Source organism: Streptomyces mexicanus, assembly GCF_902506575.1.
GTDB classification, from domain to species: domain Bacteria; phylum Actinomycetota; class Actinomycetes; order Streptomycetales; family Streptomycetaceae; genus Streptomyces; species Streptomyces mexicanus.
This window is the reverse complement of the sequence record NZ_LR732544.1, coordinates 6,972,462-6,989,863: the sequence shown is the minus strand read 5'-3', so window position 1 is coordinate 6,989,863 and position 17,402 is coordinate 6,972,462. Positions and strand designations below refer to the sequence as shown.

General features: G+C 74.1%; 16 protein-coding genes. 9 read left to right on the top strand and 7 right to left on the bottom strand.

Annotation, left to right across the window (positions count from 1 at the left end):
- On the bottom strand, window positions 1–1,822 hold a 1,822-nt coding region (locus GV126_RS31215; protein WP_159672904.1), incomplete at its 3' end, for a gamma-glutamyltransferase family protein.
- A 316-nt stretch (window positions 1,823–2,138) separates the two neighbouring features.
- Here GV126_RS31215 and GV126_RS31210 point away from each other — a divergent pair.
- Together GV126_RS31210 and GV126_RS31205 are read left to right on the top strand one after the other, a co-directional pair.
- A complete protein-coding gene (locus tag GV126_RS31210) occupies window positions 2,139–3,074 on the top strand; it encodes an alpha/beta fold hydrolase (RefSeq protein ID WP_159672902.1) in 936 nt (311 codons plus the stop codon).
- Window positions 3,075–3,259: 185 nt separating this feature from the next.
- On the top strand, window positions 3,260–4,246 hold the full coding sequence (locus GV126_RS31205) for an L-threonylcarbamoyladenylate synthase (RefSeq protein WP_159672900.1): 987 nt from the start codon (window positions 3,260–3,262) through the stop codon (window positions 4,244–4,246).
- A 109-nt stretch (window positions 4,247–4,355) separates the two neighbouring features.
- Here the strand turns inward: GV126_RS31205 and GV126_RS31200 are convergent, their stop codons facing one another.
- Window positions 4,356–5,717 (bottom strand): MFS transporter, encoded by a 1,362-nt coding sequence (locus GV126_RS31200; protein WP_159672898.1) that lies wholly within the window; start codon window positions 5,715–5,717, stop codon window positions 4,356–4,358.
- A 59-nt stretch (window positions 5,718–5,776) separates the two neighbouring features.
- Window positions 5,777–6,676 (bottom strand): LysR family transcriptional regulator, encoded by a 900-nt coding sequence (locus GV126_RS31195; RefSeq protein ID WP_159672896.1) that lies wholly within the window; start codon window positions 6,674–6,676, stop codon window positions 5,777–5,779.
- Between the two features lie 288 nt (window positions 6,677–6,964).
- Here GV126_RS31195 and GV126_RS31190 point away from each other — a divergent pair, with 288 nt between their 5' ends.
- Window positions 6,965–7,408 (top strand): GNAT family N-acetyltransferase, encoded by a 444-nt coding sequence (locus GV126_RS31190; protein WP_201299900.1) that lies wholly within the window; start codon window positions 6,965–6,967, stop codon window positions 7,406–7,408.
- Between the two features lie 31 nt (window positions 7,409–7,439).
- On the opposite strand, the gene GV126_RS31185 is transcribed toward GV126_RS31190, so the two are convergent.
- Window positions 7,440–8,927, bottom strand: coding sequence for an AMP-binding protein (locus tag GV126_RS31185; RefSeq protein WP_159672893.1), 1,488 nt, complete (start codon window positions 8,925–8,927; stop codon window positions 7,440–7,442).
- An 82-nt stretch (window positions 8,928–9,009) separates the two neighbouring features.
- Complete coding sequence (locus GV126_RS31180) at window positions 9,010–9,963, bottom strand: alpha/beta hydrolase (RefSeq protein ID WP_159672891.1); 954 nt, start codon at window positions 9,961–9,963, stop codon at window positions 9,010–9,012.
- Window positions 9,964–10,299: 336 nt separating this feature from the next.
- Here GV126_RS31180 and GV126_RS31175 point away from each other — a divergent pair, with 336 nt between their 5' ends.
- Both GV126_RS31175 and GV126_RS31170 read left to right on the top strand, forming a co-directional pair.
- Entirely contained in the window at window positions 10,300–12,444 is a 2,145-nt protein-coding gene (locus tag GV126_RS31175; protein ID WP_159672889.1) for an amylo-alpha-1,6-glucosidase, read from the top strand.
- A gap of 249 nt (window positions 12,445–12,693) precedes the next feature.
- Window positions 12,694–13,797 (top strand): glycosyltransferase family 4 protein, encoded by a 1,104-nt coding sequence (locus GV126_RS31170; protein WP_201299899.1) that lies wholly within the window; start codon window positions 12,694–12,696, stop codon window positions 13,795–13,797.
- Window positions 13,798–13,805: 8 nt separating this feature from the next.
- Here the strand turns inward: GV126_RS31170 and GV126_RS31165 are convergent, their stop codons facing one another.
- Together GV126_RS31165 and GV126_RS31160 are read right to left on the bottom strand one after the other, a co-directional pair.
- Complete coding sequence (locus tag GV126_RS31165; protein ID WP_159672887.1) at window positions 13,806–14,468, bottom strand: DUF1990 family protein; 663 nt, start codon at window positions 14,466–14,468, stop codon at window positions 13,806–13,808.
- The gene (locus tag GV126_RS31160; protein WP_159672885.1) at window positions 14,452–14,676 is read right to left on the bottom strand and encodes a hypothetical protein; all 225 of its coding nucleotides are present in this window, start codon (window positions 14,674–14,676) and stop codon (window positions 14,452–14,454) included. Before GV126_RS31160 ends, GV126_RS31165 begins: the two co-directional genes overlap by 17 nt.
- Before the next feature lie 337 nt (window positions 14,677–15,013).
- On the opposite strand from GV126_RS31160, the gene GV126_RS31155 reads away from it, so the two are divergent.
- The 4 genes from GV126_RS31155 to GV126_RS31140 all read left to right on the top strand — a co-directional run bounded on the left by GV126_RS31155 (window position 15,014) and on the right by GV126_RS31140 (window position 17,219).
- Complete coding sequence (locus tag GV126_RS31155) at window positions 15,014–15,622, top strand: DUF1990 domain-containing protein (protein ID WP_236570198.1); 609 nt, start codon at window positions 15,014–15,016, stop codon at window positions 15,620–15,622.
- Window positions 15,619–16,512, top strand: coding sequence for an SDR family oxidoreductase (locus GV126_RS31150; RefSeq protein ID WP_159672881.1), 894 nt, complete (start codon window positions 15,619–15,621; stop codon window positions 16,510–16,512). Before GV126_RS31155 ends, GV126_RS31150 begins: the two co-directional genes overlap by 4 nt.
- 139 nt (window positions 16,513–16,651) lie before the next feature.
- A complete protein-coding gene (locus tag GV126_RS31145) occupies window positions 16,652–16,879 on the top strand; it encodes a hypervirulence associated TUDOR domain-containing protein (RefSeq protein WP_159672879.1) in 228 nt (75 codons plus the stop codon).
- 7 nt (window positions 16,880–16,886) lie between these two features.
- Window positions 16,887–17,219 carry a DUF3140 domain-containing protein gene (locus GV126_RS31140; RefSeq protein ID WP_159672877.1) on the top strand — a complete coding sequence of 111 codons (333 nt, stop codon included), beginning with the start codon at window positions 16,887–16,889 and terminating at the stop codon, window positions 17,217–17,219.
- The last annotated feature ends 183 nt before the right edge of the window (window positions 17,220–17,402 follow it).

The following is a 17,402-nucleotide window of genomic DNA, read 5'->3' as shown; positions in this document are numbered from 1 at the left end:
GCCCGACGGCGTAGCCCTGCATGCCGCGCGGGTTCGCGGCGGCCGACAGGACGCCGGTCCGCGGGTCCCGGGCGACCGCGCACAGGCGGCCCTCGGTCCACGGCCCGCCGACCGTGACGTCGTGACCGCGGCGGCGCAGTCCGGCGACGACCTCCGGATCGGTGCGGGACTCCACGGTGACGCTGCCGGGACGCATCCCGCGCGGGTAGAACGACCCGGGGAAGGCGTCGTTGTGCCAGTTCGGGGCGTCGACGGCGCCCTGCAGGTCGAGGCCGCCGCGGACGGCCGCGCGCAGGGCGACGGCGAGGAAGAAGTGCAGCTGCCACTGGTCCTGCTGGTCGCCGCCGGGCGTGCCGAAGGCCATGACGGGCACGCCGTCGCGCAGGGCGATGGACGGGGTGAGGGTGGTGCGCGGGCGGCGGCCGGGCGTCAACGTGTTCGGCAGGCCCTCCTCCAGCCAGGTCATCTGCAACCGGGTGCCCAGCGGGAAGCCGAGTTCGGGCACGACCGGGTTGGACTGCAGCCAGCCGCCGCTGGGAGTGGCGGCGACCATGTTGCCCCAGCGGTCGACCACGTCGAGGTGGCAGGTGTCGCCGCGGGTGGCGCCGTCGGCGCCGACCTCCGGCTCGCCCGGCGCCGGGGAGGTGGTCGGCTTGGCGACGGTCGGCTCGCCGACGCCGAGCGCGTCGTAGGCGCCCGGTTCGGCGGCGATCCGGTGCGCGTGGGTGCTCAGCCGCGGGCGGCGCCCGCCGGGGCTACCGGGCCGCAGCTCGTAGGACGCCTGGTCCCCGATGAGCGTGCGCCGCTCTGCGTTGTAGGGCTGGGACAGCAGGTCGGCCAGCGGCACCTCGGCGGCGTCCCCGTACCAGGCCTCGCGGTCGGCCATGGCGAGCTTGCAGCCCTCGATCAGCAGGTGGACGTAGTCGGCGGACCCGTACGGCGGCAGCTCGGGCGGCAGCAGGGCGAGCTGCTGCAGGAACACCGGGCCCTGGCTCCAGGGCCCGGCCTTGCACACGGTCCAGCCGTTCCAGTCGTACGTCACCGGCGTCTCGTAGGTCGCGGACCAGCCGGCGAGGTCGTCGGCGGTCAGTGTGCCGGTGTGGTGCTCACCGCTGGTGTCCAGGGTGGGCCGCCCGGACTGCCTGACCAGCGCCTCGGCGATGAAGCCGCGCCGCCACACCTCGCGCGCCGCCTCGATGCGCGCCTCCCGGTCGCCGGCGCCCTCCGTCTCGGCGAGCAGCCGCTTCCAGGTGGCGGCGAGCGCGGGGTTGCACAGCAGCTCGCCGGGGCGCGGCGGCCGTCCGCCGGGCAGGTAGACCTCCGCGGAGGAGGTCCACTCGGTCGTGAACAGCTCCCTGACGGTCTCGACGGTCTCGCCGACGCGCTCCACCGGCGCGTGCCCGTGCTCGGCGTAGCCGATGGCGTACTTCAGGACCTCGGCGAGCGACTTGGTGCCGTGGTCGCGCAGCAGGAGCATCCAGGCGTCGAAGGCGCCGGGGACGGCGGCGGCCAGCGGCCCGGTGCCCGGGACGAGGTCCAGCCCCAGCCCCCGGTAGTGGGCGGCGCTCGCCCCGGCCGGTGCCACACCCTGCCCGCACAGCACCCGCACCTCGCCGCCGGCCGGGGCGAGCAGGATGGGCACCTCGCCGGCGGGACCGTTCAGGTGCGGTTCGACGACGTGCAGCACGAAGGCACCGGCCACGGCCGCGTCGTAGGCGTTGCCGCCGTCCTCCAGTACGGCCATCGCCGACTGCGAGGCCAGCCAGTGGGTGGAGGAGACCATGCCGAAGGTGCCCTGCAGGGTCGGTCGGGTGGTGAACATACGGCTCTCACCTCGCTGTTCGCGCGCGTCGGGGACGCGCATCGGCCGGTGCGGTCGGCTCGCGGGACCGCCTTGGGGAGACAAGTCCCGGATCGTGCCGGGGAGTTGGATCAGTGCCGCACTCCCTTCCTTCTCTGCCCGCGACCGCTCCCCGCCAGGCTGTCGATCCGGTGCCCGCCTGCACGGCGGGCAGGCTACCGGTCCGCGCGGGTGTCCAGCAGGCCCGGCCCGACGGGGCCTTGGACGCGGCCGGGTGCCGGTGCGACGGGGCCTTAATGCGGCTGCGGTCCGGACGGACGGTGCCTAGGATGCGCGCATGGCCGGCCGAGGAGTCGATGAGCCCGAGCGTCTCGGGCAGACGGTGCTGCCCGACGGACGGGTGCTCGGGTGGGCGGAGTGGGGCCCCGAGGACGGGGTTCCGGTGCTGCTGTGCGCGGGCGCGGCGACCAGCCGGTGGATGGGGCTCGGCGCCGGGACGCCCGGCGGTGACGGTTACGGCCGTGACGGCGGCGATCCGGTCGCCCGACTCGGTGTCCGGCTGGTCTGCCTGGACCGCCCGGGGCTGGGTGTCTCCGATCCCGCGCCCGGCGGAACCCTGACCGGTTTCGCCGAGGACGTGCGGCACCTGGTGGGCGTGCGCGGGCTGCGTCACCCCGCGGTCCTCGGGTTCTCGCAGGGGGCGCCGTTCGCCCTGGCCTGCGCGTGGGCCGGGGTCGTACGGGCGGCCGCCGTGGTCTCCGGCAGTGACGAACTCGCCCACCCCTACCTCGTGCGGATGCTGGAACCGGACGTACGGGCCATGGTCGAGGCCGCGACGACGGACCCGCGCGGCGCCGAGGCCGACTTCGCGGGGATGGGTGACCCGGAGGTCCTGTGCGACCTCGTGGCGCGGTTGAGCGGGGAGGCGGACCGCCGGATCTACACCGAGCCGGGGTTCGCGCGGTCGTTCCGCCGCGCGGTGCGGCAGGGGTTCGCGCAGGGCCCGGGCGGATACGCGCGCGAGGTCGTGCTGACGATGAGCCGCTGGCCGTTCGACCCGGCGGAGATCACCGTACCGGTGGACCTCTGGTACGGCGCGCAGGACACCAGCCCCGTGCACTCACCGGATCTCGGCGCGTCGCTCGCCCGCCGGATCGGCACGGCACACCGGCACGTCGTGCCCGAGGCCGGCGCAGCGCTGCTGTGGACGCACACCCGGGACGTCCTCGCCACGCTGCTGGAGCGCAGGACGCGCGCCCTCGCCGGGGCGTAGCCCCGCACCTGCCCCCGCCAGCCCCCACCATGACCGGGTTTCTGCCGGGCGCCGGCATCGCGGCGGCCGGCGGCACCATGGGTTCGTGACGTGTTTCACCCGCCCGGCCTCCTGCGGCGCCGTGGGCCCCGTCGTCGTCGGGTGGCGTGGGACCGCGGCACGAGCGGGGGCGGAGCAGTGAGAGGATGGCGCGAGTGAGGACAACAAGCATTGCCATCGAGAAGGCGGCCGGTGTGCTGCGCGAGGGAGGCCTGGTGGCCCTCCCGACCGAAACCGTCTACGGCTTGGGCGCCAACGCCGAGGACAGTGCCGCCGTCGCGCGTATCTTCCAGGTCAAGGGGCGCCCGCCCTCCCATCCGCTGATCGTGCACATCGGCGGTGCGGAGCACTTGGACGCCTGGGTGGAGGACGTGCCGGCGACGGCGCGCCTGTTGGCCGAGCACTTCTGGCCGGGTCCGCTCACCCTGGTCCTGCGGCGCAGCCGGCGCGTGCCCCTGGAGACCACCGGCGGGCTGGAGACGGTGGCCGTGCGCGTGCCCGACCACCCCGTCGCGCTGGCGCTGCTGTCGGCGTTCGGCGGCGGTGTCGCGGCGCCGTCCGCCAACCGGTTCGGCTCGGTCAGCCCCACGACGGCGGACCACGTCCGCGCGGAGCTGGGCGACGGAGTCGACTACGTGCTGGACGGCGGCCCGTGCGAGGTCGGCGTCGAGTCGACCATCGTCGACGCCACGGGCGAGACCCCGACCATCCTGCGCCCCGGCGGAGTGACGCGTGAGGACCTCGAAGCGGTCCTCGGCCGTCCGCTCGCGGTCCCGGAGACCAGCCCCGTGCGCGTGCCGGGCCAGCATCCCTCGCACTACGCCCCGCGGGCGCGGGTCGTCCTCGTCGAGCCCGAGAAGGTCGTCGCCGAAGCGGAACGCGCGCAGGAGCTGGGGCACCAGGTGGGTGTCCTGCTGCCCGCCGCCTTCGCCGGGGCCCCGGTGAAGGCCCACGCCGTGGTCCCGGTCCCGGCGTCGTCCGCCGCCTACGCCCGCGCCCTGTACGGGTTCCTGCGCGAGCTGGACCAGCGCGGCTGCGACCTCATCGTCGCGTCGCTGCCGGCGGAGGAGGAGCTGGGGCTGGCGATCGCCAACCGGCTGCGCCGCGCCGCGGGGCCCCGCCCCACCGACTGACCGGCGTCGACGCCGGGGCTCCCTCGGCGCCACCGGTCGCGGTGACCGCGCCGTCCCGGCGGCCCCGGCGCCGGGACGGGCGTCACGTGCGGTTCCCCGCGGTGGCCGATCAGGACGGGCGGGCCCGGCGACGGTTCCGGGCGAGCGGGGCGACGACGGCCAGGGTGAGCGCCGCGGCCACGGCCAGGACGCATCCGTGGGCGGGCAGGGTGGCGAGGGTGCCGAAGACGGCGACCCCCAGGGCCGTGCCCGTCTGGCGGGCGGCGTTGAGGGCGCCCTGCCCGGTGGCCGCCAGCTCCAGCGGGACGGCCGCGGACATGTCGGCGATGAACGCCGGGATGACCATCGGGCTGCCCGCGCCGACCAGGAGCTGCACGGCCAGGATCGTCCAGGAGGAACTGCCGCCGACGACCAGCAGCAGGCCACCGAGCAGGTCCAGCGTCAGCCCCGCGCACATCATCCGGTGCGCCCCGAAGCGGACGACGAGCCGCCCGGTCAGCAGCGGGACGAACGCGACCGGCACCGTCATCGGCAGGAACGCCAGGCCCCCCTCGGCGGCCGAATCGCCCCGCGTCGTGATCATCCACTGGGCCAGCGCGAACAGCAGACCGTAGTAGATCAGCTGCGCGGACACCGCGGCCACCAGGTCGACGCGCACCCGCTTCAGGGCCAGCAGCGCGGAGGGAAGCACCGGCGCGGCGGCGCGGCGCTGCGCGGCGGGAAACACGGCGACCGCGGCCACGGCCACCAGCAGCGCCGCGAGCGGGAGGGGGCGCAGCCAGCCGCCCGTACCGGCCTCGATCAGCCCGAACGTGAGCGCCACCAGCCCGATGACCGACAGCAGCAGTCCCAGCCGGTCCAGAGGCCGGGGCGTGCCGGCGCGCGCGTCCAGTCCGCGCGAGGCGACCAGGGCCAGCAGGGCGATGGGCAGGTTCAGCAGGAAGACCGTGCGCCAGCCGCCGACGGCGACCAGCGCCCCGCCCACCACCGGTCCGGCGGCGATGCCCAGGCCGCTGATCGCGACGAGCACGCCGACCTTGCGGGAGCGCTCGTCGGGCGTCGGACACAGGGCCGCCAGCAGCGCCATGGAGGCCGGGACGAGACCGGCGGCCGGAACCCCCAGCAGGGCCCGGCCGGCGATCAGCGTTCCCACGTTCGGCGCGAGCGCGCACGCCAGGGAGAACACGGCGAAGCCGGCCAGCGCCACCTGGTACACCCTGCGCGGTCCCCAGCGGTCGGCGATCGAACCGGAGGCGAGCATCAGTCCCGCCAGGACGACGGTGTAGGCGTCGACGGCCCAGGGCAGCGCGGCGGCCGGTGCGTGCAGGTCGGCGCGCAGGTCGGGCAGCGCGACGTTCAGGACGGTCGCGTCCAGGGTGATCATGAAGTTGCCGGCGGCGAGGCCCGCGAAGCGCAGCGCGGTCCGTGGCCGCGCCGCACCGGTCGCGCGGGGCGAGGCGAGAGTGGTCATGGCGTCCAGTCCACTCGCCGAACGGGCGCTGATCGAGAAGCACTTCGCGCACGCAGCGATCACGGATCGAGATCGTTGCGCGCCACCTCCGCACAGGCGTCCAGCAGGGGGCGCAGCCGCTCGGTCCCGGACGCGGGCACGGCCATCACGGTGGGCGGGGAGAGCCCCGCCGCGCCCACCGGCCGGAAGGCGATCCGCCCGGTGCGCAGCTGCCGCGCGGCCGCGGCGTACACCACCGTCCATCCGTGGGCCCCCGCCGCCAGCGCCGCCAGGGTGTCCTGCAGCGAGCTGTGGGCGGGCCCCGGCACGGGTGTGAACCCCGCGTCCGCGCAGGCCCTTTCCACCAGGTCCACCAGCGGCGGGTTGTTCCGTCGTCCGGTGAGGCACAGCGGCAGATCCGCCAGCGCGGACAGCTCGAGGGTGTCGGCCCGGGCCGCCGGGTGCCCGGCCGGCAGCGCGACCACCAGCTCGTCCTGCCACACCGGCACCTGGCGGACGCCCTCGGGCGCCTCGAGCACCCCGCGCACGAACGCCGCGTCCCACTCGCCCGCCGCGACCCGCCGCAGACGTTCGGCGGGCATCGCGGACACCAGCTCCACCCGCGTACCGGGCTCCTGCCGGGCCAGCGCCTCCAGCACCTTCTCCAGCCGCTCGCCCATGCCCCTGCTCGTCCCGATCCGCAGGACGGTCCCGCGCGCGGCGACGAACCGGTCCACGGCGGCCAGCGCCCGCCGCCCGGCCGCCGGCCCCTCGCGGGCGGCGGGCGGGACCGCGGCACCCGCCTCGGTCAGCCGCACCCGGCGGGGTGTGCGGTCGAACAGGGCGACGCCCAGCTCCCGTTCCAGACGGCTCACCTGCTGGCTGACCGCGGACTGCACGATCATCATCCGCTCGGCCGCCCGGCCGAAGTGCAGCTCCTCCGCGACCGCGACGAAGTACCGCAACTGCCGAAGTTCCACGATCCCCCGCACCACCGACGACCAGGCCGGGGACAGCGTACGCGGCGGGTGCGGCGGGCGTACGGGGCAGGTCCGGCGAACGCAGGCGTCGACGCCGTCGGGCGTGCCCCACCGCGAACCGGCGTGCCCCACCGCCAAGTGACCCATCGGCCTGAAGTGGCCCATCGCGAAGTGGCCCACGGTGCGGACGCCGAAGTGGCCCCCACCGGCGCGGCGTGGTGGCGTTAGGTTCGAGGGGTGGTGCGCCGGCCCGCGCAGGGCCCGGCTCGGATGCGGGGGGGGGCGACCGTGAGCGAGTATGCCTGGACGGACGACATCGACGGCGGGGACTTCCACGAGTTGTCGCGGCTGTACGCGATCGCGCCGTTGGGGGACAAGCCCCCCGCGGCGCTCGCCACCGTGTTCGGCAACAGCATGTTCACCTGCTTCGTCCGCTCCGGCGGCGCGCTCGTGGGCGCGGGCCGGGCGCTGGCGGACGGCCTGGACTGCGCCTACATCGCCGACGTGGCCGTGCACCCCGATCACCAGGGGCGGGGACTGGGCTCCGCCGTCATCCGCAGGCTCGTGGAACGTGCCCGGGGCCACAAGAAGATCATCCTGTACGCCGCCCCGGGCACCGAAGCGTTCTACCGCGGGCTCGGTTTTCTGCGGATGAACACGGCGATGGCGATCTGGCGCGATCCGGACCGGGCGGTGGAGAGCGGGCTGCTGCGCCGGGACGACGACCGCTGAAGCCGCCCTGCGCCGTGCCCGTCGCCGCCGGTCAGTTGACCTTCCTCTCCCGGCCGGACCAGTACGGCTCCCGGAGCCTGAACTTCTGGACCTTGCCGGTGGCCGTGCGCGGGATGGCGTCGCGGAACTCCACGCTCGTGGGCGCCTTGTAGCCGGCCAGGCGCTGCTTGCAATGCGCGATGATCTCGGCCTCGGTGACCGCGGCCCCCTCGACGGGCACCACCAGGGCCTTGACCGTCTCGCCCCACTTGTCGTCCGGCACCCCGATGACGGCGACCTCGGCGACGCCCGGATGACGGAAGATCACGTCCTCCACCTCGATCGACGACACGTTCTCCCCGCCGGTGATGATCACGTCCTTCTTCCGGTCGGAGATGGTCAGGTGTCCGTCGTCCGCGTCGATGCTGCCGCCGTCGCCGGTGTGGAACCAGCCGCCCTCCAGCGCCGCTTGGGTCTCCTCCGGTTTGTCCCAGTAGCCGTCGAGCACGACGTTCGACCGGGCCAGCACCTCCCCGGTTGCGGAGACCCGCAGCCGGACGCCCAGCGCGGGCAGCCCCGCGCGGGAGAGCTTGCGCGCCCGTTCCTCGGCGGGCAGTGCCGCATCGGCCGGCCGGGTCCGGTTGAACGTCAGCAGCGGGGACGTCTCGGTCAGGCCGTAGATCTGAGTGAACTCCCAGCCCAGTTCCTCCTCCACCCGCTGGATCAGGGCGCTGGGCGGCGGGGCGCCCGCGCACACCAGCCGTACCCGGTCCCGGCCGGGGATCTCCCCCTGCCACGAGGCCGCCGCGTCCAGCACCGACTTCCACACCGCCGGCGCTCCGCACATGAGCGTCACGCCGTGCCGGTCGACCCGGCGCAGGATCTCCGCGCCGTCGACCTTGCGCAGCACGACCTGCTTCACCCCCAGTCCGGCCGCCGCGTACGGCATGCCCCAGCCGTTGCAGTGGAACATCGGCAGGGTGTGCAGGTAGACGTCGCGCTCCCACAGCCGGGTGTGCAGGCCGAAGGTCAGCGCGTTCACCCAGATGTTGCGGTGGGTCAGCTGCACTCCTTTGGGCCGGGCCGTGGTCCCCGACGTGTAGTTGATCGTCGCGGTGGCGTCCTCGTCCGGCTCCGACCACGGGCGGGGTGTCACGCCGAACCGCATCAGCTCGTTGTCCGTCTGCTCCCCGAGGACGAACCGGTGGCGTGCCTTCACCCGCGACAGGGCCCCGTCCAGCTCGGCATCGACGAGCAGCACCGACGCGCCGCTCTGCTCCACCACGTACGCGACCTCGTCCGGGCTGAGACGGAAGTTGACCGGCACGCAGATCCGGCCGCTCATCGGCACCGCGAAGAGCAGCTCCAGCAGCCGCGCGGAGTTGTGGCCGACCACCGCCACCCGCTCGGCGAACCGCCCGTAGGTGGACTCCGGTACGGGCGCGCCGGGCTGGTCCGGCTCGTCCACCACACCGGGGTCGGAGGCGAAGCCCAGCTCGGCCCGCTCCAGGAAGTCCGCGACCGTCATCGGAACCCGCACAGCTCACTCCCCTGCATCCGGAACAACTCCCGCACAGCCCCACGCCGTTGACCGCCGCCGCCGGCGGCGGCCCGGCCCGCTCTCACCGCACCGTCGCACGGTCGCCCGCGCCCGCCGCGTCGAGCAGATGGCCCGCCACCGTCCGCGCGCCGTCGTCCCCGACGAGCACCGTGTAATGGTTGACGCCGCCCACCCGGTGCGTCACCGGCCGGCCGGGGTCGAGGCCCGCGGCGGCCAGGCGTTGCTCGTCGTAGAGCCCCTGCGGCTCGTCCATCAGGCCCCGCTCCGCCCACAACAGCCGGGCCGGCAGCCGTAGTTGCCGCACCGCGGCCAGTACCTCCGGATCGCGCAGCACCTGCGTGCCGTCACGGCGGACGGCGTCCAGGACGCAGGAGGAGCGCAGGTGCGGCTCGGTGCCGACGAGGTCGCGCAGGATGTAGGCGTCCACCCAGGGCGACCACGCGCCGGCGAAGGCGGGGTGGGCCCGCCAGTAGTCGCGGTAGACGTCGCGGTCGGGGAAGGTCATGGCCAGCCGGCGCATCGCCGGGCCGAGGACGGCCTCCAGCACGGCGTCCGGGTCCGTGTGCGTCGGTGCGGGGAAGCCGAGTCCGCCGTCGACGAGGACCAGCGAGGCGAACCGCGCGGGGTGGTGCACGCCGGTGTACGCGGCGACGAAGGCGCCCATCGAGTGCCCGGCGAGCACCGCGCCCCGCAGGCCGAAGGCGTCGGCGAGGGCGGCCATGTCGGCGGCGTGTGCGGCGATGCCGTACGGGCCCGGCAGCCGGCGGCTGGCGGCCCGGCCCCGCAGATCCGGTGCGATCAGGGTGACCCGGCCGGCGAGGTGGTGGGCGACCCGGGCCCAGGACAGCGCGTTGGCGGTGATGCCGTGCGCCGCGAGCACCACGGGGGCGTCCGGCGCGGCCGCGGGCCAGCGCAGCACGGCGAGTTCACCGCCGGCGACGGGCACGGTCAGCTCGTCGTACGGCTCGACCCCCGGCTGCGCCGCGCGGTGCGGTGCCCCGGCCTGATGCGTCATGTCCTCGCACTCCTCGTCTCGTCGTGCGCCGCGGGTGCTCGTCCGGCCGCGTGTCGCAGGACGTCACCTCGGGCAGGACGGCACCTGTCACAGGACGTCACCTGCGGCCAAGCGATCGTCCGGTCGCGTGTCGCGCAGGATACGGCCCCGGGAGCGGATCCGGCACGGGTGCGGCGCCCCCGGGACGGTGAAAGGTCGGTGTGGCTGCTCCCCGTGGACCGGGCGCGGCATCAGCCGGGCCGACTCCGCAATGTCCAGGCTGAGCTTGCAGGAAAGTTGAGTTACGTCGTATAAGAAATCCCGGTCGCATCGTCTTTCTGCTGGGGAAGGTGATCGATGGGCGAGGGCTGGACGTTCGCCGGAGAGGCGACGGGGAGCAGCAGCGACCTGGTGACGTTGATCGAGGGATCGTCGTTCTGTCTGTCCGAGCGGGGCGGGGATCTCGTGGCGGGTACCCCGCAGGGGCTTTTCCACCGCGACACCCGGATCCTGTCCGTCTGGCAACTGCGGCTGGACGACGAGGAGGTGGACCCGCTCACCGTCATCGCGCAGGAGCCGTACGAGGCGCTGTTCCTCGGCCGGGCCCGCCCCCGCCCGGGGCGCAGCGAGGCCACCGTGCTGGTGGAGCGGCACCGGTTCGTGGGCGCGGGGATGCGCGAGGACCTGGTGCTGCGCAACCTGGGCAACGAGGCCGCCGCCTGTCACCTGACCCTGCGCGTCGAGGCGGACTTCGCCGACCTGTTCGAGGTGAAGGAAGGCCGGGTCCAGCCGCGCGGGCAGTACGGCGTCGACTACGGCGACGGCGTGCTGGCGATGACCCGGCAGTGGCACGGGCAGAGCCGGGGCGTGCGGGTGGTGGCCGAGGACGCCGTGTGCTCGCCCGGGCAGCTCACCTTCCGCGCCGTGGTGCCGCCGCGCGGCACCTGGCGGGCGTCCGTGCTGGTCACCCCGGTCATCGACGGGGAGGAGACGCCGACCTCGTTCCCCCTGGAGCGGCCGGTGGAGCAGGCCGGGCCGTCCGTGCGGACCAGTGCCTGGCGGCAGTCCGGACCCCGTGTGCGCACCGCCGACGAGTCGCTCTCCCACACCCTGGGCCGCAGCTGCCAGGATCTCGGAGCGCTCAGGATCTTCGACCCGGAGCGGCCGGACACCCCCGTGGTGGCGGCCGGAGCGCCCTGGTTCATGGCGCTGTTCGGCCGCGACTCGATCCTCACCTCGCTGATGGCGCTGCCGCTGGACCCGCAGCTCGCGCTCGGCACCGCGCAGGTCCTCGCCCGCCATCAGGGCACGGTCACCGACCCGGTCACCGAGGAGGAGCCCGGGAAGATCCCGCACGAGCTGCGTTTCGGGGTGGAGGCGTCCCTCGCGCTCGGCGGCACGGTGTACTACGGCACCGTCGACGCCACCCCGCTGTTCGTGATGCTGCTCGGCCAGCTGTGCCGGTGGGGTGTCTCCCCGGAGGCGGTACGGGAGCTGCTGCCGCACGCGGACCGGGCGATGGCCTGGATCGAGAAGTACGGCGACCGGGACGGCGACGGGTTCGTCGAGTACCGCAGGTCCACCGACCGGGGCCTGGCCAACCAGGGCTGGAAGGACTCGTGGGACGGCGTCAACAGCGCCGACGGCCGGATCGCCGAGACCCCGATCGCCCTGGCCGAGGTGCAGGGGTACGTCCACGCCGCCTACCGTGCGCGGGCGCTGCTGGCCGAGCACCTGGAGAACGACGCCGCCGGGGCGGCCCGCTGGCGGCAGCGGGCCCGGCTGCTCAGGGAACGCTTCGAGGCGCGGTTCTGGCTGCCGGACCGCGGCTGGTACGCCGAGGCGCTGGACGGCGACAAGCGCCCGGTCGACGCGCTCGCCTCCAACATGGGGCACTGCCTGTGGACCGGTGTCGTGGATGCCGGCCGGGCGCGGGCCGTAGCCGACCGGCTGCTGTCGCCGGAGATGTTCAGCGGCTGGGGGGTGCGCACCCTCGCCACCACGATGGCCGCGTACAACCCGATGAGCTACCACAACGGCTCCGTCTGGCCGCACGACAGCGGCATCGTCGCCGCCGGCCTGATGCGCTACGGCTTCACCGGCCACGCCCGCCGTGTCGCCGAGGCCGTGCTGGACGCGGCGGCGGCCTTCGGCGGGCGGCTGCCGGAGCTGCTGTGCGGCTTCGACCGCGCCGAGTACGCCCGTCCGGTGCCCTACCCGGCGGCCTGCTCCCCGCAGGCCTGGGCCTCGGCGACCCCCGTGCACCTGCTGCGCGTGCTGCTGGGCGCCGAGGTGTGCCTGCCGCACGGGGTGCTGCGGGTGCGGCCGGACCTGCCCGACGCCTTCCTGCCGCTGCGGATCACCGACATCCCGCTCGGCACGGCCCGGGCGAGCCTCACCGTGGACTTGGGCGGCCGGGTGGAGGTCACCGGGCTGCCGTCCGGGCTCCGGCTGACCGACGAGCCCTGTCCGTGCACGGCCGTCGATCCTCCTGCCGCCTGACGGCCACGTATCAGACCTTCTCCCGCTGTCGCACACCGCACGCCGCACACCGGTGTCTGCCGGCCGTGTGCGACCCGCGCCGCGGCCGACGCCGTCCGCGGCCGGCCCTCCTCCCATCCACTCGCCCCTGCCTGCGGGCGGGTCACGGCACGCCGAGGCGCGGCGGAACCGTGGCCTGCCCGCGGGCCACGGGCGCGCGTCCGCCGCGGGAGCACTCCGGGCGGCGGACCGACGAGAAAGGAGCCTTACGTGAGCAACCGGCCGCTTCGTATCGCCATGGTCGCGCCGCCGTGGTTCGAACTCCCGCCGCGCGGCTACGGGGGCATCGAGGCGATGTGTGCCGACCTCACCGACGCGCTGGTCGAACGCGGCCACGACGTCACCCTGATCGCCGCGGGCCGCAACGGCACCCGGGCCCACCGCATGCTGCGCACCTACGACCTGCCGCAGGGCCCGCGGCTGGGCGAGCCGCTGCCGGAAGTGCTGCACGCCGCGGCCGCCGGCCGGCTGCTGGACGACCTCGACGTGGACGTCGTCCACGACCACACCCTCGCCGGTCCGCTGCTCGCCCGCGGCCGCCGGGTGCCCACGGTGGTCACCACCCACGGTCCGCTGGACGGCGAGCCCGGCGACTACTACCGCCACCTCGGCGACAGCGTGCACCTGGTGGCGATCTCGCAGTCGCAGCGTGCCCAGGCGCCCGACCTGAACTGGGCGGGCACCGTGCACAACGCGCTGCGCGCCGCCGACTTCCCCTACCGCCGCGACAAGGAGGACTGGGTCTTCTTCCTGGGCCGCTGCACCCCGGACAAGGGCATGCACCTGGCGATCGACGCGGCCGTCGCCGCCGGCCGGGAGATCAAGCTCGCCGCAAAGTGCAGCGAACCCGCCGAACGCGCCTACTTCGACAGCGAGATCAAGCCGCGCCTCGGCCCGGGGGTGGAGTGGCTGGGCGAGGTCACCGGGGAGCGCAAGAAGCGCCTGCTGGCCCGTGCGCGCTGCCTGCTGTTCCCTCTGCAGTGGGAAGAGCCGTTCGGCATGGTGATGATCGAGGCCATGGTGTGCGGCACTCCCGTGGTCACGCTGCGCCGCGGCTCGGTGCCGGAGGTCGTGGTCGACGGGGTGACCGGCCTGGTCCGCGACGACGCCGCCGAACTGCCCGACGCGATCGAGCAGGTGGCCTCGATCGACCCGCGGGCCTGCCGCGACCACGTGATCGACCACTTCCAGCCGCAGACCATGGCGGCCGGCTACGAGGCGGTCTACCGCCAGGTCCTCGGCGCCACCACTCCGGCGCCGACCACCCCGCTCAGCTCGGCCCCGGCACGGCAGGACATGCGCCCGGTGGCCTGACCGGGCACTCAGGGCGCGGGGCGGGCGGAGGAGGGGCCGGGCGGCGGGTGCTCGCCGCGCAGCGTGGCCTCGACGAACAGGCGTAGCCGTTGGCCGCACCTGCGGTAGAAGCGCAGCTGGGTGCGGCGGCCGAAAAGGCGCCACCCGAGGGAGGTGATCGGGTCCAGGGTCGGGGCGCCCTGCGAATGGCAGGAGACCACGAACAGCACCTCGCCGGTCTTCTGGCGCTTGACGACTTCATACATGACCTTGCCACGTTCCAGGTGGCCTTCCAGGGTCTCGTAGGCCCAGCCCCAGACGCGCTCGTCGCCGTCGCGCGTGGCGTCCACCACCTCGGTGACGCGTACGCCGCAGTAGAAGTGCATGCCGTGGAACCGTGCCTCCAGCAACATGTCACGGCCGAGCAGCGGTGCGGCCGGATCGTAGAGCGCGCGCACGATCTCCGGCGGCGAGAACTCGTAGTCGCGGACCAGGCGGCAGGCCTGTTCCCACGGGCCTCCAGGCTCCGGCGGGCCCGGCCGCTCCTCGGGCAGCGCGGTGCGATGCAGGTCGATGTTCCAGGCCGGCCGGCGCACCTCGTCGACCGAGTAGTTGACGCGTGCGTCCGCCAGCTCCCGCCACGCGCGTACGGCGTCGAGCCGGCCGAAGACCCAGTCACCCAAGGCGATCACCCGGAGTCTCGAGCGAGTCGCCGATCAGCCAGAGCGTCGGCGGCCACAGGCCCACGAAGAGCGCGCGCCGCTCGGCGTTCCCGCGTTGCTCCTGGTCGACGGTCTTGGCGCGCACCCACAAGGTCACGCACAGACCGATGGTCGCGAGCGAGGCGAGGTGCAGATGGGAACTCCGCACACCCGCGGCCTGCAGTACTCGGACCACCATGGGGCCTCCGCGGTCGCTCGTCCGGTCTCTTCCTCTGTTGAGTACCCGATTTGTTCGGGTACTCAGTTGCCGTGGCATGTGCGTTTCTTCGTCCGTCTCGGGATTCCGGATGACACGCCCTTACTGCCCTCGGGCAGTCACCGTCCTCGCACGATGGCTGCTGGGCACAGCCCTGGTCACGTGGCGCTATCTGTGGGAGACGACACCTTTGTACCGAGGCGGCGAGTGCCGGGGAGACAGCACGGACCTTCCGCCGCAGCTGCCACGCGAAGCCGTCGACGACCGGGTGCAGCTGGCGCAGGACGGCTGCGGCCCCCTGTTCCACCGCCTCTTTCGCGTGCGCATCGCCGATGCCGAGGTCGATCCCGGCCGGCTCATCGAATGGGTCTGCTGCGACTTCAAACGCTTCGTGCCCTCCGAGGTGGTCGACATCCGCATCGGTGAGCTGCGCGACCAGGGTCTGGACGTCCCCGACGAGTTCGTGGTGGAGATGCCGGGACCATGGAACGGCCCCGTCAAGGTCGTGCACCGCGACGCCGAACGCCTGCACCTGGTGACCCTGCGCGGCCACATGGAGGCCGGCCAGGTGCAGTTCCGTGCGCGGGAGGACGACGGCCTGCTGGTGTTCGAGATCGAACTGTGGGCCTGCCCCGGCACCCGCTTGGTGCACCTTCTGTACTCGCACCTGCGCGTGGCGAAGGAGATCCAGCTGAACATGTGGGTCCGGTTCTGTCTGGCCGCTGCCTCCCAGTCGGGTGGTCGGCCGGTCGGCGGTGTGCACATCTCCACCCGGTGGCTCCCTTCGCCCGGTACGGATCCGGTCGGCCCGCCCCCCTCGCCCGGGACGTGTTCTGCGGACCCGGCTCTGAGCCGAGGGGGCCCGTCGGCAGGAGGCTCCGGTGAGCCTGGCTCCAGGCAGGAGCGTCCACGACGGGACGGCCGGTGACGGACAGCCCCCTCCAGGACCGCACCGTCGTGATCACCGGAGCCGCGCGCGGGCTGGGAGCGGCACTGGCGCACGAACTGGCCCGGCGCGGGGCGCGCCTGGCACTCCTCGGTCACGAGGGGGCCGGGCTGGACGCCGTGGCGGCATCCGTGCCCACCGCGGCGCTGCCACTCGAAGTGGATGTCACCGACCCCCGCGGGCTGGACGACGCCGCGGGCGAGGTCCGCAGCACCCTCGGTCGGCCGTCGGCGGTCGTGGCGAACGCGGGTATCGCCGAGGGAGGACCTTTCGCCACGTCGGATCCCGCCTCGTGGCGCCGTGTCATCGACGTTAATCTGACGGGCAGCGCCCACACGGCACGGGCGTTCCTGCCCGATCTGAGGGCGACGGCGGGCTACTTCCTGCAGATCGCGTCGCTCGCGTCCATCGGAGCCACCCCGATGATGAGCGCCTACTGCGCCTCCAAGGCGGGTGCGGAAGCCTTCGCCCGCTCCCTGCAGGCGGAAGTGGCGCACGAGGGGGTCGCGGTGGGCGTGGCCTACCCCGGCTGGACGGACACCGACATGATCCGCGACGCGGAGGGTTTCGCGGCCCTGCACGAACTGCGCGTGCACATGCCCCCTGGCGCCCGGACCATCCACCCGGCCGACGCGGTCGCCGCCCGCCTGGCGCGGGCGGTCGAGCGCCGCAGCACCGCCGTCTACGTCCCTGCGTGGCTGCGTCTGCTCCAGCCCTTGCGCTGGGTCCTGCCGCCCGTGGTGGTACGACTGGCCCGCCGCGATCTGCCCCGCTGGGACTCCGGGCGGCCGCTGCGCGCCACCGGCAGACTCGGCGCCGGCGGACGGGCCGACCGCGCCGCGAGCGGACCGGACGACGGTCGGCCCGGTTGAGGCCCTGCCACCAGGCACCGGGCGGGACCGGGAGCGCTCCGCGCCGCCGGGCGGGCGGGCCTCTCGCCTCGCGGAATCGGACGGAAGTCCCCACGCTGGAAGAACGGGAGCATCCCGCCGCACAGGCGAAGGAGTCGGCATGGCGAAGAAGCGCTCACCGGGTGGAAAGCTCAAGAAGGGTGATCATGTCACCTGGCGCAGCCACGGCAGCCGGGCCGAGGGCGAGGTGGAAGAGGAGATCACCGACCGCACCGAGGCCGCGGGGCGCACGGTGGACGCCTCGCCGGACGACCCGCAGTACCAGGTCCGCAGCGAGAAGTCCGGCAGGACGGCGGTGCACAGGCCGTCCGCGCTGAAGAAGAAGTGAGCCGGGCGTGGACGGCGACGAACGCAAAGAGGTCGACCAGGCGTTCCGTGAGTTGGTGAACATGACACCGGCCGCACTGGAGAAGTGGCTCGCCACCGACCGTTCACGCAGCGCCGGGCAGCACAAGGACGGGGGCGAGTCCACCGGGCACGCCTCCGGCCGGCGCATCGTGGAGATCCTGCGGACGCAGAAGAGCGACCTCTCGGACGACGACTACCTGCACATGCGCAAGGTCGTGGGCTACATCCGTCGGCACCTGGCCCAGCGACCCCAGGGTGACGTACGGGACACCAAATGGCGGGACTCCTTGATGAACTGGGGCCATGATCCGCTCGTGTGACGGCTACCACTTGCGGGATCGGCACCGCGGTCGGCCGGCCGGGCCCGGGGGGGGCACACGAAGCGCCGACGTGCGGTGCGACGCGGCCGTCCTACGGCCGGCCGGCCTCTCCGGGGACGCCGTCGGCTCATGGCCGACCCGCCGCACCCGCCCGGCGCTGCGTGAACGGTCGGTGGCGAGCCA

Coding starts and splice junctions, on each gene's coding strand:
- GV126_RS31210 (WP_159672902.1), top strand. CDS start 2,139: ATGGCCGGCCGAGGAGTCGATGAGCCCGAGCGTCTCGGGCAGACGGTG.
- GV126_RS31205 (WP_159672900.1), top strand. CDS start 3,260: ATGGCGCGAGTGAGGACAACAAGCATTGCCATCGAGAAGGCGGCCGGT.
- GV126_RS31160 (WP_159672885.1), bottom strand. CDS start 14,676: ATGGTGGTCCGAGTACTGCAGGCCGCGGGTGTGCGGAGTTCCCATCTG.
- GV126_RS31145 (WP_159672879.1), top strand. CDS start 16,652: ATGGCGAAGAAGCGCTCACCGGGTGGAAAGCTCAAGAAGGGTGATCAT.
- GV126_RS31200 (WP_159672898.1), bottom strand. CDS start 5,717: ATGACCACTCTCGCCTCGCCCCGCGCGACCGGTGCGGCGCGGCCACGG.
- GV126_RS31175 (WP_159672889.1), top strand. CDS start 10,300: ATGGGCGAGGGCTGGACGTTCGCCGGAGAGGCGACGGGGAGCAGCAGC.
- GV126_RS31180 (WP_159672891.1), bottom strand. CDS start 9,963: ATGACGCATCAGGCCGGGGCACCGCACCGCGCGGCGCAGCCGGGGGTC.